Here is a 15,790-nt window from a genome sequence, read left to right as displayed (position 1 = left end):
GGCCGGTCACCCTCTCAGGTCGGCTACCCATCGTCGCCTTGGTGGGCCGTTACCTCACCAACTAGCTAATGGGACGCGGGCCAATCTTCTAGCGTATCCTTTCCTCTCCAAGAGATGTCTCTTTAAGAGCATATCCGGTGTTAGCAGTCCTTTCGAACTGTTGTCCCAGACTAGAAGGCATGTTGCCCACGCGTTACTCACCCGTCCGCCGCTCATGTACGGGTAAAGTGAAACCTTGCCCCTACATTCGCTCGACTTGCATGTATTAAGCACGCCGCCAGCGTTCGTCCTGAGCCAGGATCAAACTCTCCGTAAATTATTGGTTCTGCTGTTCCGGTTACCCGGTTCAGTTGAATTCTAATTCGTCAGAGCTTGATTGGCTCTTGTTTTCATTCTGGCTTTTGGTACGGAATGGTGTTAATCCATTCCCTACTAATTCGAAAAATAACCTCATCCAGTCATTTCTCTTTTTCTACTGTTCAGTTTTCAAGGTTCAGGTCCGTCGCGGCCGTTTCAACCGCGACTTTTATATGTTATCACATTCCGTAGCAGCTTGTCAAGAAGTTTTTTATTCATTCACCAGCTGGGTATCGGTCCGTGACAGCTTTATTATATTAACACAGGTGCTTTAGTTTATCAATATGTTTTTCAAAAATTTCTCTGATATAACCCGTGGAACTTGGCCATCAGTGAATTGAACCAAAATGCTCCAATGTAATGCTACCACGGATTCGATATTCGTTGAGAGTTAGGTCACAAGCACCCACCTCAGGAGGGGACTCTGCCGCCCCTCTGGGGGCGACCCTTGCCTCGGAAAAGGCAACCTTCACCCGGGACTTGGCCACCGTTGCCCCTTCCCAAATGCCTCTCGGACAAGCAGGGGCGATTCCTGCCTGTCCGCAGGCGGCATATGCGCCAGGGGAGGCGACTCCCGCCCGGCTTCGCGCAACTGTTGCCTAGCCCCGGGCACTTCTTGACCGGACGTAAGAAGAATTGGGACTGACCGAATACGAAGTAGGTTGATTTATTACGGAGGTATATAATTAAAGAAATCTCTTCAAAAAATCCTGCCGTTTGGCTTCGACGGCTAGCCGCCTTTCTAATTTTATAATGAAGTCATAGTGCGACCATGCAGACAGGTTAAAGTAATATTTCTGAGCGACCCGGAAAAGATCCCACGGAAACATGAGATATCCGATAAGCATTCGCTGCTCTAAATCAGTAACGGCGAAGTGTCGTTGATAGGCGTTCATGATAGAGTCATACCAGGCGCGTTGCCATTGGTTGGAACGCCCCGCCTTTACGAGCAATTCGGCAAGGTCCATGATTGCCAAATCCCAGCGCCACTTCTTGATATTCAAACAGATGAGACTCCCGTCTTCCCGCTTCCCGAAGTTTCTCCGGAGAAATTTATGAAGCAAAAATGTATTGCTCTCCGGCTCCTGCCTCCCATTGGGATACGTGTTGTCTCGAAGGACTTGATAAGCCCTCTCCGCCCAACTTAAAATATCGTCGACATGGGCCAAAAAAAGCCGGTCAAATCGAGTCGGACGGATCCGATACTTCGCTAATAAGGCGAACGAATGGATGTTGGCTATCATGCTTTGGATGGTTTCCAGTAAATTTAAGCCCTTGCTTTTTTCCGGGACCCATCTCATGATTTCGGCGCGGTTGAAAGCGACTATTTTACGAATCTTCGCAATAAGCTCGACCCATCCGCTCAAGGATTGCGGATCACAAAAACGAACTTTCCTTAATTCTGGCCATGCGGTGACGAAAAACCATGAACGGGGATCGACTTGGGCATAGCGGCTGCCATCCGCGAGTTGAATCGGATATAGAAAACCCTCAAAGCCTCCTTCATGAAACAAATCCAATATCTCAAGCTGGCACCGGAGGTCTTCTTCCTGACCGGCGTACATCCACAATCCAAAACGCCGTTCGGCGCCTTCCAGGACAAAACAGTCCGGCTGGTTCTGGGAGAAGCGCCGGATCGGTTCCGGAAGAAAGCTCAAAAGCTCCGGAGCGAAATTAAATTCCTTGAGACTTGAAAGTAGTTCAAGCTCTTCCAACTTCAAGCTTTTCCCTCTCTTTGATTGGTTTTGGAAAACTCGACCATTGTAAGGGTCTGACGGGTTGGGAAGTCTCCCTTGGCGCGGGGCCGTCCGGATATTGCTCCTCGGCCAGGGGATCCTCGCTTAGAACAGGAGTAGGCCCCGGTTCCGGGACGGGCTCGGTGACCACTTCAATCTGCTCTTGCGGGATGTTGGGCGGTTCTTCATTAATCTCAAAACCGCTGCTCTCGATCGCGGTGGTCGCGTCCACAATATTGCCGTCTCTCCCCCCCAGGATCCGGTCTGCATCCGGGTTGGTCAGTCTCTCGATAACTTCAGAGGGGAGTTTCTGATCGTATTGGACTTGGATGAGCGAATCGTCCCAGCCGATAAAATCTCCCCAGGATTCAACCGGCGAAAGCACCATCGAGAATTTACCCGGATCGTGGTCGGGATCCGATTCCGTTTTTGCCCAGGCCCAACGTTTCTGCGATCCCAGTTCTTTGCGCACCTTGGCCAGGCAACGCTCCTTGCGCGCCAGTTCTTTCACCACTTCTTTAAAGCTCTTATAGCCTTCGGTCTCCCCATCCTGCGATAGTAGCTCGATTGCCGGCTTGGGATATCTTAGCAGCGCAAAAAGCGCCTCGTATTCTTCCGGCCAGAACGGCAGGATCTTCGAATACTCATGAATGAAAAAGAGGATCCAATCCGGCTCCCATAGCCCGACATCGGTAATGAGTGTCGCCAGATCCATGACCCGCGGCTGGAACGACAGGTGCTCCCAGTTAATTAAGTTAAAATCATTGCCATTCCAGACCAAGTATTTTGCCAGCAGTTTCCCGTGGCCCAGCGTTCCCGATTGGCTGTGATGCTCTTGAATCGAACTAATGCCCGAGCTTCGCCAAGCCATCATGCTCTCTTCCATGGCCGACAAGGCATTTTTACGGATATCATTCACGTCTTTCCGCTCTTTCTCATGGAATGATTCTTCGGACAGATGGTCCAATTTTTCCCGCTCGGACTCCCATTCCATCTCAAGGACACTCCAACGGTCGCGATAAATCGGGATCCCTTTGCTTTCCCGGTAATCCCGGCCACTGCGGTATAATTCGGCCAAAATCTCGGCCACCCGGATAATGGCCGCCGGATCCTCGGGATTAAAACATTCTCTCCCGAAGAGCCAGGGCTGGAGCAGGTAGCAAAAGGAGTTTTCCTCCCAGATGATAGTCTTTTGCCAGGCTAAGGCCCAATTATTAAAAGAGCGCTCCTCCAGATATTCCAGCATATTGCGCAACCATTTCAGCTCATCCTTATCGTACTTGGTCAAACCCAACCGGTACCAACCATCGGCTGTGGCAATATAAACGGCCTCCCGATCCCGGACAAACTTGCGCGGTTTAAGCCCTAACCGCTGAAATAAAGGGTTCCATTGAACATAATCATTTTTCACCTGTTGAAAATCGATGAATTGCTCATCTTTCTTCGGATGTTGGTGTTTCAAGGTTCCACCTCCCAGGGACTTTTGAATAGACTATATTCCCAGATTGAGGCTTTGGTTTCCAAAGCACCTTCCCGGAGAACCATTCATAAAATATCCTATGCTTAAGTCCTTATATTTAGAAAATGAAGCTGAAACGAACAGTCAAATTCGCGCCAGTTGCATCAAATCGATCTCTTTTAGCGCCCATCCAGGGCGGATTCGAAATCACGGCCGCGTTTCGTTCATGAGCCAGACGGCCGGATATCGAATATTTCATTCCCATTGCAAATAGAATGATAGCACTCAAGGAGGAACCGTTTTGGAGATTCGTAGTAGGGCTCCTCTCCGGATCAGCTTTGCAGGCGGGGGAACCGATATCGAACCTTATCTCTCGGAAAAAGGCGGTGTCGTTTTAAGCACCACGATTAACCGTTATAGTTTCGGAACCCTGTTACCCCGCACTGATCAAGTAATTCAGATCGAATCGCTGGACGTCGAAATGTTTGCCAAGTTTTTAGCATCTCAAAAGCTGGACTTCAACGGCCAATTGGATCTGGTCAAAGCCGTCTTGAGAAAATTCGAAGGATGGAAGCAGGGGTTTTCGCTGTTTCTTCACAGCGATGCTCCGCCCGGGAGCGGCCTGGGTTCATCATCCACCATGGTCGTCACCATTCTCGGCCTATTCCGGCAATGGCTGAATCTGCCTTGGAGCAATTATGACCTGGCTGAGCTGGCATATGAAATCGAGCGGATCGATCTGGGAGTCCGGGGCGGCAAACAGGACCAATATGCGGCGACTTTCGGAGGCTTCAACTTCATTGAGTTCTACAATGACGGAACTATCGTCAATCCTTTGCGGATCTCTTCCATTATTATTAACGAACTGGAGTACCATTTACTGCTCTGCTACACCGGGAAAACCAGGCTTTCGGCGAATATCATCGCCACCCAAGTCGAGAATTACTCTAAAAAGCGCGAGAGTTCGCTACAGGCTCTGGATGAATTAAAAGCCATCACCATCGCCATGAAAAATGCCTTGCTGAAAGGCAAATTGAATCAATTCGGAGATTTGCTGCACCAGGCTTGGGTGCAAAAAAAGCAACTCGCCGGAGCCATTTCCAACCAAAAAATCGACAGTCTGTACCACATCGCGCGGAAAAAAGGCGCCCTCGGCGGAAAAATCCTGGGGGCCGGCGGCGGGGGATATCTCCTACTCTTCTGTCCTTACAATAAGAAGCATGTCATTGCGGCGGAACTCGAAAAAATCGGGACACAGATCACTCCTTTCAGCTTTGAGAGTCAAGGCTTGACAACCTGGAAAGTGCAGTAACGGCCGCTCTTACTACGCTGCTCCAGCGGCTGCAAGCCAGCATGTCTGAATTGAATGGCGAGGTTAATCATGCTTCCATACCCGCATCGTTGCACCGATCCGTTAATTTATTCGCGCTCCGGCCACTCGAAACGGATCGGTGTGTTTATTGACCGGGATGGCACTCTTATCGAAGAGAAGCACTATTTACACCGAATCAGCGATATGAAGTTCCTCCCCGGAATCGTTTCCGGGCTTCGGAAACTCACCAGTATTGGAATGTCCTTATACCTTTTTACCAACCAAGCCGGTATCGCCCATGGCCATTTCGATGAGGCAACATTAGCGGCAATCCATCATCACCTGCTACGGCAACTCCGGGCGGTCGGCATCGGTTTCCGAGGGCTCCTTTACTGCCCCCATCATCCCGAAGCGGAAATCAGCACCTACCGTTGTGATTGCGGTGGGAGGAAACCCAAGGCGGACTTATTGTTTCAAGCAGCCCTTTACGACCGGGTGAATCTGGCGAAGAGTTTTGTCATCGGCGATAAGCTGGGCGATATTGTCGCGGGGAAAAAAGCCGGAACCAAGACCATTTTAGTATTGACCGGTTATGGCCGACAGGAAGCCGCTAACATTGCGGAAAATAGCCTTCCTGATTATATTGCCCCCAATCTGGCTGCAGCCATCCATTGGGTCATCTCTCAAAGCAGCTGCGGACCGGATAATCCCTTTCGCGGCGAAGAGCTTGTTGACAAAATCGCCGACCCTCAGGATATTGGGTCCTGCACGCGGAAGAACAAGCAATACTTGCGGTAAGGAGCTGCGAATGAAGCTGGCGATCGAGGCGCGGCCGATTCGCTGGTCCTATGGGACCGGAATCGGCAATTATACGCACAGTCTAATCGAAAAGCTTTATGAAATCGACCGGGAAAATGAATATACCTTTCTTTGGACCGAAGGCGATCCCGGGACGCTGATCCCGTTCCGCAGAAAATACAGTTATTATTCGCTACCCCGGGAAGACCAACGGGAAGAGGTGGAAATCCCGCTTTGGCTGAACCAGGAAGGCGCAGAGGTTTTCCATTTGCCGCAGAACGGGTTTCGGACTCCGTCTCCCGGACAATATAAGGTTGTCGTGACAATCCACGACCTCATCCCCTATTTCTATCCGGAGTTCGTCCGCACCAGTTTTTTAAAACGCTTCGTGGCGGAGATGCCTTTCATTGTGGAACGGGCCGATCATATCATCAGTGTCTCCGAGGCTTCCAAAAACGATCTGATCACCGTCTTCGGTCTGGATCCCGACAAAATAGCGGTCATCCCTTCCGGACCCTCCGCTGCATACCAACCTCTGCCCAAGGAAAGAACCGCGCCATGGTTGCGCAAAAAGTATCGTTTGAGCTGCCGCTATATTCTGTATGTCGGAGGTTTAAACCCTCGGAAGAATGTTTCTGAGTTAGTATACGCGTACTCGAAAATAATCGGCGATCTCCCGGACCAGCAGCGGCTGGTGATCCTTGGCGGCGAAAGCAAGCATTTGGATAAGCTAAAACGTTTGGCGGAAGCGCTGAGCATTCAGGATGACGTAATCTTTCCGGGATTTGTGCCGACTGAAGATCTTCCTTATTTCTATAACGGAGCGGATCTTTTTGTCTACCCATCTTTCTATGAAGGGTTCGGTTTACCGCCCATTGAAGCGATGGCTTGCGCCACTCCGGTGATCACTTCCAATGTCTCGTCGTTGCCGGAGGTTGTCGGCGATGCGGCTTTAACAGTCAGTCCGACGGATACTTTGGCGCTGGCGGAAGCGATCTTACAAGTTTTAACCAGCCCTGCGCTCCGCGAATCCTTGATAAAAAAAGGGCTGCAACAATGCCAGCGTTATAACTGGACGAAAATTGCAACCCAAGTGCTCGAAGTTTACCGGAAAGTCCAGCAGAGTTAAGGCAAAGACTCCTCCATCACGGTTTCCCGCAATTCTCGCCGGGGTGGTCGGGGCCCGAAGTATTGATAAAACTGGCATTCGATCCGGCCGTTATATAGTTTGCGTTTACGGTCGGCTCTTTTTCCATAGACCTGCTCAAAGTCGGGAAATGCCGTCAGCACATACACCGACCAGGTGTCGAGCGGGGCGACAGCTTCCCGCAGTTCTTGATATAACCGTTTGATCTGCTGGACTTCTCCCAATCGCTCCCCGTACGGTGGATTGCAAATTAAACAGCCGTATTTGTTGCTATTCCGCAACTCCGATACGGGCATCCGCTGCAGGTGAATCTGATCGTCCAAGCCGGCCAGTTTACGGTGATAACGGGCCATGCTCAAAACGGCTTCATCAATATCCGTGCCGACAATCCGCAATTTGACATCGCGCCGGATTGAATCGTTCCCCTCATCGCGGGCGTTCCGCCAAAAAACGGCCGGAAGTTGCGGCCAAGTCTCGGAAACAAAATCGCGCCGCAGGCCCGGCGGAATATTCAAGCCGATCAATGCCGCTTCAATGGGGATCGTCCCGGAACCGCAAAACGGATCGACCAACACCCGGTCAGGATTCCAATAGCTCAGATTGATCATGGCCGCGGCGAGGGTCTCTTTGAGCGGCGCCTGACTCGTCAATTTACGATAGCCTCGCTTGTGAAGCCCGGCGCCGCTGGTATCAATCGTCAGCGTGGCACGATCTTTCAACAAGGCGACTTCTATGGTATATTTCGGACCGGTCTCCGTAAACCATTGCTGATGATAACGCTGCTTTAATTTTTCGACGATAGCTTTTTTCACAATCGCCTGGCAGTCCGGGACACTATACAATTTTGAATGCACCGATTTGCCTTCCACCGGAAAGAGCGCATCCTCCGGCAGCCATTCCGCCCATGGCAGCGCCTTGGTTCCTTCGAATAATTCTTCGTATGTAAGGGCTTGAAATTCTCCTACTTTGATCAAGACCCGGTCCGCGGAACGCAACCAGAGATTGCAACGGGGAATGGCCTCCAGATCGGCTTTGAATAGTACCCGCGAGTTCTCTACCCGTACATCGGAATAACCCAGCTCTTTCACCTCGCGGGCAACGATGGCTTCCAGCCCGAAGGTGGCGGTGGCGATTAAATCAACTGTTGACATATGACCCCCATATTTGTAAAAAGCGGACCGTAGCACCTTACGCTCCACTCCGCCAAATCTTACCTATCATAGCATAACCCACTTTGGCTGTCAAATTCATCGGTCCACCCAATATTTTGGGGCACACTGTGCTATCATGGGCATGTCATAAAATAAAAAGACTCCGGTATCATCCGGAGTCTGGTTTGACATTTTTTAAAATTATGCTCTGGTGACGTTGGCCGCTTGCGGTCCCCGCTCACCCTCAACAATATCAAACTCAACCAATTGGCCTTCATCAAGGGTTTTAAAACCATCCATCTGAATCGCGGAAAAATGGACAAACACATCTTTGCCGCCTTCTCTCTCGATGAAACCAAAACCCTTCTCGGCGTTAAACCATTTGACCTTACCTTGCATACACACATTCCTCCTAAAAAAATCTGTGGAGTACTCCTGAAAAGCCCAACCACATTTACCACTATAGCACAGTAAAAAATGGTTGTCAAACAAAAGAAATGGAATAATGATACAATTATTAGAAGAATTTGAAACAACTTTCCAGGAATAATATCAGCTCAAAGCCATATTGCTGGAACCGGCTATTTCGCCTGTTCCAAGCCGGGAGACGGCACGGGTTTCAAACTTTTCAGAGCCTGGGCCCATGTATCCCGTAGGTCCGTAACGATCGGCAATATTTCCGCTAGAATTGACGCGTCTTTCTTCAGGTTGGCCTCCACCAGCTGGCGATGGATGTAATCATAAAGCATATCCAATGATTGCGAGATTTCATATTGATGATCGAGCGTGATCCGGAACTCCATCACAATGTCTTGCGCCTTGATGATATAGTGATGGGCCTTGGCCGGATCCTTCTCTTCGATAGCATGTTGTGCCTGCATGATAAAGCGGATCAACCCATTATACAACATCAGGGTAAGCTCTCCGGGACTCGCGTTAATGACGGAATTTTCCCGATATAGATTATAAGCTTTGTTGGGTACCATATGCGCCGAACCTCCCCCTTATTTTAGTGTCACCCCTTATTAGCGCCGCTTATCCGTAAACATTCCCGCCGGATTCATATTTTGAGTGGAATTGTAGCCTGTCATTCCTTTTTTGCCGAGCCGGATGGCAGTCAGGCGTTTTTGAACCGCAGCTTTCTCTCTCTTTAAACGATTTTGACACTCATCGTTCAGTTTTTGAATCTCCGACATCGTTTGGCGCAATTCCTTATTACACGAGTCAACCATGGCCCGCCATCTCCCATCCTGATCTTCATGAAGGATGGACTGGAGGATAATCTCATTTTTAGCAATCTCGTTGATGCATTCGGATTTACGCTCCATAAAGGATTGGTATTCGGACGGATTCTCCATAAACGATAAAGCGGCCTGTTGCCGAAAATACGATAACATCATCTCATACATTTCTTTCTTCTTCCGGAGCAATTCTGCGACGTCTGCTTTATCCAACCGTTTACCATCTCCAGTTTATCAACTCATCATTGCGAATTACCAGTGTCAAACATCCCGAGGATCGCCGACAATTGACTGTTCATCCGGGCGATCATGGTGTCCATATTGTTATACATTGTATATAACCTGGATTCTTCGGCATCCAACCGGTCTTGGGTGGTCGTAATTTGTTTGCCGATGTTCGTCAGCTGTTTACCGATGACCGTCTGCGTGGAATCCGAGCCGGCCACGCCGGCCTCGGCATTGATCTTCTTCATCGTGGCATCAATCGAATCATAAAGACGGTAGAAAATACCCTGCCTGCTAACGTCGGTGGTCGGACCATCCTCAGTCGCAACCGAGCCGTTATTGGTCAAGAGAGCGATCACTCCCTCGGGATCCTCCATAATCGCCGCAGCCAGTTTATCCTTGTCCAGATAAAGCTTGCCTTTTTCCGCGTAGGCACTGGAACCGGTGGCTGTCGTAATCCCGATCTCCGCCAAACTTTTCACCTGTGGCTTCAGGGTGGCGCCATCGTTGAACCCGAGCAAATTGAGTCCGCTGTTGCTTGAGCCGTTATTTAACGAAACCTTGATACCACTGGTGGTCATGGTGAGCTGGTTGCTCCCGTTCAGCGCCACCTGAATACTGCCTTGGCCGAAGGCGGCATCCATTTTTTGTTGCACATCCTTGACCAGTTGATCATATTCACTGGCTGAATAGGAGCGCGCATCCAACTGGATCTCGCGCGTTTCATTGCCGAAAGTCACCAGGAACCGGTTCGCGCCGCTCAAGTTGATGGTACCCGAAAGCGCGGCGCCACTCATCATCGTCTGCACATTCCGCGTCGAAGCCAGATCCATCCGCATCGTCTTCAGACAACCGGATAGGATGTCATCGCTATGGAGCACGCCTTGTTTGGCTTTCTCCTCCCACTGTTTGATCTGGTCCTCGGAAAGTTCTTTGCGCTGATCGTCGGTGAGCGGCTCATAGTATGCGTATTTGTCGCCAGGGACCTTTGCCCGGGTCTCGGTAATTTCGGCATTCATCGCGGCGATAATGGTGTTGTATTTATCCACAAAGGCTTGAACCTTATCGGCGATCCCCGTGGTGTCGGGGGCTACGGTAATGGTGGCCAAGCCGAGACCGGTCAGGTTGAAGGTCGTGTTATTCATGGTAAAGCTATTGCCCTGCTGCTGCGTTTCATACCCGTTGATGGAGACAATGGCGTTCTTGCCGCTGACCTCTCCGGCGGCAGTGATATTCAACACCTGGCTCAAAAAATTGCTCGAATCGGTAATCTGAATATCCGGCCCATTAGTGTTCAGATCGCCGGTCTTGGTGGAGGTTAACACCAGTTTGTCCTTGTAACTGTCATAAAAGGCGAATACTCCGGCCGCGGTGTTGGAATTTATCCCGTTGATGATCTCATCCAGCGTATTGGATACGTTAAAGGTGAACGACTGTCCGTTAATGGAGAAGCTGAATACGCCTTTGGTAGCATCATTGGGATCCGCGTAATGGGTATCAAAAAAGTCCGAATTCAGGAAGCGGTCTTTCTGGCTAATCAGCGAAGCCGAGGTATTCAATCCGGCCTGTCCGGTGTTGGAACTGACCCCGTCGCTGAAACGGAGCACATCCAAAGCGTCGGCGGTAGAAGCCGCGCCTAGCTTGATCGATAACGGCTTATTGTCGTCGGCCACCGTCTCGATGCATAGCTGGTTGTAGTTGGTGGTCGATACCCGGACCTTATCATAATCGCCACCCAGGGCCCGGACCTTCGTCTCGATCTCCGCCGCCAACTCCGCAATGGTATAGCCGCCGTCCTTCTCGTCCAGCGTGACCTCTTGATAGGATCCGTCTCCCAACGCGATTTTGAACTTTTTATTATTGGAATCGATAACGATCTTCTGATCGGGCGTGAGAACCAACGGTTCGCTGACCAACGCCTTAGAAGTGGCTTTATTATGAAAGCCGATCACTCCCAAAGCATTATTGCTCGCGCTGTCCATCATGACCAACGTATGATTGGCTCCATCCGCCTTGGTGTAAAAGACGAGTTCGTTATCGGTGGTGGCCTTGGCGTACACCGGAACGGCGAAACCCGCCCCATTCAACTGAGTTTGAATGGCGCCCGCCAGATCATCCAGGGACTTTTCCCCTGAACTCGTCACCGGGTTCATCTTATACGTCCCATAGGCGCTCGGCGGCAATGTAATCGTCTTGGCCACGCCGTCCACCACGATGGAGAACTGATTATGTTCCGCGTCAATGACGGCTTCGGTAATGTAGTTGCCGGTCAAGGAAGAGCCGATCGTCATCGCGGTCTGGCTCGAATTCACAGCCGCGGTCGCCAATTGGGATACATTGATGCTATAGGTTCCGCTCAAGGAATTGGCGGCCGCCGTGGCATTCACCGCCTGCGAATTGGTCGTCGTGGCCTTCCGGGTGTTAAAGGTGGTTTCGTATCGTAAATCACGAACCAGATCCTGCAGGCTTGATAAAGCAGTATTCTGTTCCCTGTAAGCGTCCTGCTTCCAAGTTAACAACTGTTGTTGCTGTTTTAACTTATTCAAAGGCGCCTGTTTGGCCTTCATCGTCTGCTCGATGATGCTCTCGATGTCCAAACCGGTTCCCAATCCGGTCACGCGACCCACATTGGAGACGCCGCTGCTTGAACTTGCCACACTGGTCATTGCTATCAACCTCCATGCCGCCTGTCCTCGTTACCGGGACAGGAGAAAATAAAAACCGTGACTGTTGCGGAGAATTTTTATCAGGCCTTTTCGTCCACAAAAATCCCCCATAACTCGTACATCTTGGCGACCATCTTCAAGATATCTTCGGGCGGGAACTGTTTGATCACGTCCCCGGTCGCGTCATCGACCACCTGAATCACATCAATGTGAGTCGCCTCGTCCCGATAATACTTAAAGCTCAGATCGACCTCTTCCATCAACTGATTGGCCACTTCAACGGCTTTATCGATCTTCTTGGGATCCGCAGGCTGACTAACAGCGGCATCAGCCGGCTGATTTGATTGAAGACCCGTTTCATGATTGGGTTTGGGAGTTTCCGGCAGCATCCGTGCTGCGAGGGACGGCTGATTATTCGGGTCAGAGACAGGTTGAATCCGCATGATCTCCAATCCTCCTTGTCAAAGATTTGGCGGTTTCAAAATGAAAACCTTCTAATTATGTATCGGCTATTTCCGTAAAATAATTTAGAGGAATTTCCTTTTTTGCATCCTTCCGGCAAATCCTTGGCTACGCTTCGGAGGCGGCAGTGATCTTCAAATCGATTAATGCCGGGAACAGCGTCTGGCTGAATAGCGAATACATCCGGGTCAGGTCCTGCTTTTCGAACGTCTCGCCCAGCTCGTGGATGGTGCTTTGCAAGCATTGGAATTTCCGCTCTTCCAGCAGCCCCATGCCGACGAGCCCTTCCGCGGCGTCATAAATCCAGGCCACGCCGTCAATGATCGCCGGCAGCACTGTTTGAACCGCCTCCAGCTCCGTCTCCCGGATATCGTCGCAGATATGCCCGATCACCCCGGTCATTTTGTCGAGGTAGTCATTATACGTCAGAATCGTCTGGTCCAATTCTTCCCTGGTCATTCCGATCCGTCCCTTCAATTTTGAGGATTTCCTATTCTCTATGCAACGACATGAATCCTTCGTGGCTATGATTTGCGAAAATAACGAACGCTTCACCGTTTTTTCGCAAATCATGGGATTCAAATCATGTCGTCGCATATAATTGATCTTCGGTTTTTTCCCGAAAAATCTTTAGTTATACTTGGCTGACAGCAACTTCATTCCTCAGTTTAACCCGTAGAACCGATATCGTTGCTTCACAAAGAAAAAGGGCCGTTCCCGGAATTGCTTCCGGGACGGCCCCGCGTTTTGAAAAACGAACGGAACAAACCTTAACCTTGCAACAGTTGCAGCGCTTGTTGCGGTTTTTGATTGGCTTGGGCCAGCATCGCCTGGCTGGCTTGGCTGAGGATGTTCATCTTGGTGTACTCCATCATCTCGGAAGCCATGTCGACGTCGCGGATACGGCTCTCGGAAGAAGTCATATTCTCGGTGGCCACGCCCAGGTTGTTGATGGTGTGTTCCAGACGGTTCTGGACCGCGCCGAGGCTGGACCGTTGGGCCGACACCTGGCTTTTCGCCGCGTCGATGATGGTCACGGCTTTGGCCGCGGATTCGCGGTCGGTGACCAGGATGTTGTCCACGCCGAGCGCGGCCGCGCGCATGTCGCCGATGGCGGCGGTCATGTCCTGGCCTTCATTGGCGCCGATCTGGAAGGTTTGCGAATTATTCACCAAATTAATAGTAGTTTCATAAGAGCTGGCAGTATTGGCGACAGCTTTAAAGGTTTTGGTCGTAGCATCCCAGGTGGTGGTGATATCAGCCTGGCTGTCAAAGGCGACATCGATATTCTCATCGACCACGCCGACGATCTTATTGCCTTGAACGGAAACGTTCTGAGCAATGACGTTGGACGGGTTGGTGGCGTCGGTCACCGTCACCTTGTAGTTGCTCTCGGTGGCTTCTTGTACGTTCGATAGGCCAAGGGCCTTGACGATCTCCTCATCGCCGATGATATTGATCTGGCCGTCGGCGCCAGCTTTGGCGGAGCGGATTACCAGGGTGCTGGACGCTGTTTCAACGCCGGTAGTCCCCGGAGTGGTTACAAAGGAGACAAATTTATCGGCATCATCCGCATCGCTCAATAAAGCCTTTTGGCCAAGATCGTTCCCGATGGCGTCGTTCAATTTCTTGACCACATCTTGGAGCGTATCGCTGGCATACAGTTTGACCGTGGTCTTTTTGCCGTCGCCTTGGACCAAAGTCAAAGTCTTCGGTTGATCCAGCAAGAACTTGCCGTTCTCATCGGTGAACTTGTCAATATTGGCAAGTTTGGTGTCGAGCGCGGCCAATTTGCCGGCGCCGTCTTCGGCGGTGAAAGTGACTTCGTTGTTTGCGGCAACGGTCAAGCCGCCGACATCCAGGCTAATTTTACCATTGTAAACTTTACCATTGGCATCCACTTGATAGAAGCTCAGATCCGTTGATTTGTTGTTCAGGGCTCCAGCATCAAACACGTAAGTAGCTTTGACATTAGCGACATTGCCATCATTAATCGCGACGGTGGTATCAGCGCCGGCCGCGGCATCCGTGGGTTTGATAAATAAGGCCTGTTTGTCGCCGACTGTTATGTTACCAACAGTACCAGCAGCTATTGCAAGTTCATCGCCAGCCGCACCTATAGAACTGATATCAATATCACCGCCAGCGGTAATATCGACCGTAGCGTCAAAAGAACCTTCCGTGACGGCTCCGGTCTGAGAGATACTCTTATAAGAAATCTTATAAGTAACATTAGCACCGCTTATATCTGTGACTTCCATCAAAAGCGAAAGATTGTTAGTACCAGTATAGGTAAGAGTTGGATCAGTAGTAGAACCAAATACATTGGTAGCCGTAGAAGCGGTATTTTGCACATAAAGTCCAGCTGACGTCAGAGCTGCGGCACCACCGGCGCTAGCAGCGGCATTAACACCATAGGTCCCGTGTTGCAGACCGTCCACTTCCACTGAATTGATACCAGTCCCGTCGACAATGGTTAGATTGGAGGTCACATCGCCCGAAGCGACTTTAAAGACATTGGTTTTCTGAATCTGGCCTTTGCCTGCGGTTGCATCAATGGTCAGCTTGTAAGCGCCGCTGTTGGTGATGGCGCCGCGGGCATAGACCTGAGTGCTGGCCTTATCTGTGGAAACGATGGCCGAAGCGGAACCGTCGAGCAGGTTCTTGTTGTTGAAGGTGGTGGTATTGCCGATCCGGTCGATCTCGTCTTTCAACTGATCAATCTCTTTTTGCATCTCCAGCCGGTCGTTAGCGGTATAGGTGGCGTTCGCCGCTTGGTTCGCCAATTCGCGCATCCGGTCGAGGATCGAGTGGGTCTCAGTCAGGGCGCCCTCAGCGGTCTGAATCAGCGAGATGGCGTCCTGGGAGTTGCGGGTGGCCTGGTTCAAGCCTTTGATCTGGCCGCGCATGGTCTCGGAGATGGCCAGTCCCGCGGCGTCGTCGGCGGCCCGGTTGATCCGCAGGCCCGAGGAGAGTTTCTCCATCGACTTGGACATGGTGTTGCTGGCTGCGTCCATGCTACGGAACGCGGTCAACGCCGGGATGTTGTGGTTGATTCTCATTGTAAAGTTCCTCCTTGAAATTTTATTTTTTTACTTTTAGGATAAGCTACCGGTTCTCCCGTCCGCCTCACGGTCGGCCGCCCGCGAAAACATCCGGAGACCGGATCCATCGGCGATCCTCCTGATCAACCGACGCTATCCCCTCATAATCTTATTCGTCTATTTGACGGAAAT

At 50.8% G+C, this 15,790-nt stretch carries 13 protein-coding genes and 1 rRNA gene; 3 read left to right on the top strand and 11 right to left on the bottom strand.

All coding sequences use genetic code 11. The features are described from left to right. From EDC14_RS09040 to EDC14_RS09030, 3 genes are all read right to left on the bottom strand, one after another. Positions 1-316: ribosomal RNA gene (locus tag EDC14_RS09040) — 16S ribosomal RNA — on the bottom strand; the annotation flags it as partial. Positions 317-1,043: 727 nt separating this feature from the next. Beyond that, positions 1,044-2,078, bottom strand: coding sequence for a protein kinase family protein (locus tag EDC14_RS09035; RefSeq protein ID WP_132013958.1), 1,035 nt, complete (start codon positions 2,076-2,078; stop codon positions 1,044-1,046). Beyond that, complete coding sequence (locus EDC14_RS09030) at positions 2,059-3,555, bottom strand: hypothetical protein (protein WP_132013957.1); 1,497 nt, start codon at positions 3,553-3,555, stop codon at positions 2,059-2,061. Before EDC14_RS09030 ends, EDC14_RS09035 begins: the two co-directional genes overlap by 20 nt. A gap of 298 nt (positions 3,556-3,853) precedes the next feature. Here EDC14_RS09030 and EDC14_RS09025 point away from each other — a divergent pair, with 298 nt between their 5' ends. The 3 genes from EDC14_RS09025 (at position 3,854) to EDC14_RS09015 (ending at position 6,791) form a co-directional block, all read left to right on the top strand. Continuing rightward, positions 3,854-4,864 (top strand): GHMP family kinase ATP-binding protein, encoded by a 1,011-nt coding sequence (locus EDC14_RS09025; RefSeq protein WP_132013956.1) that lies wholly within the window; start codon positions 3,854-3,856, stop codon positions 4,862-4,864. 69 nt (positions 4,865-4,933) lie between these two features. Then, positions 4,934-5,662, top strand: a complete 729-nt coding sequence (locus tag EDC14_RS09020; RefSeq protein WP_165907905.1) for a D-glycero-alpha-D-manno-heptose-1,7-bisphosphate 7-phosphatase — start codon at positions 4,934-4,936, stop codon at positions 5,660-5,662. 10 nt (positions 5,663-5,672) lie between these two features. Continuing rightward, on the top strand, positions 5,673-6,791 hold the full coding sequence (locus tag EDC14_RS09015) for a glycosyltransferase family 4 protein (protein WP_165907904.1): 1,119 nt from the start codon (positions 5,673-5,675) through the stop codon (positions 6,789-6,791). Here the strand turns inward: EDC14_RS09015 and EDC14_RS09010 are convergent. From EDC14_RS09010 to EDC14_RS27520, 8 genes are all read right to left on the bottom strand, one after another. After that, positions 6,788-7,960 (bottom strand): THUMP domain-containing class I SAM-dependent RNA methyltransferase, encoded by a 1,173-nt coding sequence (locus EDC14_RS09010; RefSeq protein WP_132013953.1) that lies wholly within the window; start codon positions 7,958-7,960, stop codon positions 6,788-6,790. The genes EDC14_RS09015 and EDC14_RS09010 overlap by 4 nt on opposite strands. Before the next feature lie 201 nt (positions 7,961-8,161). Continuing rightward, on the bottom strand, positions 8,162-8,359 hold the full coding sequence (locus tag EDC14_RS09005; protein ID WP_132013952.1) for a cold shock domain-containing protein: 198 nt from the start codon (positions 8,357-8,359) through the stop codon (positions 8,162-8,164). 182 nt (positions 8,360-8,541) lie between these two features. Further along, complete coding sequence (fliS, locus tag EDC14_RS09000) at positions 8,542-8,946, bottom strand: flagellar export chaperone FliS (protein ID WP_132013951.1); 405 nt, start codon at positions 8,944-8,946, stop codon at positions 8,542-8,544. Positions 8,947-8,985: 39 nt separating this feature from the next. After that, positions 8,986-9,414: a flagellar export chaperone FlgN gene (gene flgN / locus EDC14_RS08995; RefSeq protein ID WP_132013950.1), complete on the bottom strand. Its 429-nt coding sequence runs from the start codon at positions 9,412-9,414 to the stop codon at positions 8,986-8,988. Positions 9,415-9,443: 29 nt separating this feature from the next. Continuing rightward, positions 9,444-12,092, bottom strand: coding sequence for a flagellar filament capping protein FliD (gene fliD / locus EDC14_RS08990; RefSeq protein WP_132013949.1), 2,649 nt, complete (start codon positions 12,090-12,092; stop codon positions 9,444-9,446). A gap of 80 nt (positions 12,093-12,172) precedes the next feature. Next, entirely contained in the window at positions 12,173-12,535 is a 363-nt protein-coding gene (locus tag EDC14_RS08985) for a flagellar protein FlaG (protein WP_243662867.1), read from the bottom strand. Positions 12,536-12,662: 127 nt separating this feature from the next. Then, positions 12,663-13,013 (bottom strand): DUF8042 domain-containing protein, encoded by a 351-nt coding sequence (locus tag EDC14_RS08980; RefSeq protein WP_132013947.1) that lies wholly within the window; start codon positions 13,011-13,013, stop codon positions 12,663-12,665. 311 nt (positions 13,014-13,324) lie between these two features. After that, the gene (locus tag EDC14_RS27520) at positions 13,325-15,616 is read right to left on the bottom strand and encodes a flagellin N-terminal helical domain-containing protein (protein ID WP_132013946.1); all 2,292 of its coding nucleotides are present in this window, start codon (positions 15,614-15,616) and stop codon (positions 13,325-13,327) included. Positions 15,617-15,790: the final 174 nt, after the last annotated feature.

It is taken from the genome of Hydrogenispora ethanolica (assembly GCF_004340685.1).
In the GTDB taxonomy this organism is placed as follows: domain Bacteria; phylum Bacillota; class UBA4882; order UBA8346; family UBA8346; genus Hydrogenispora; species Hydrogenispora ethanolica.
This window is presented reverse-complemented; position numbering and strand designations above follow the sequence as displayed.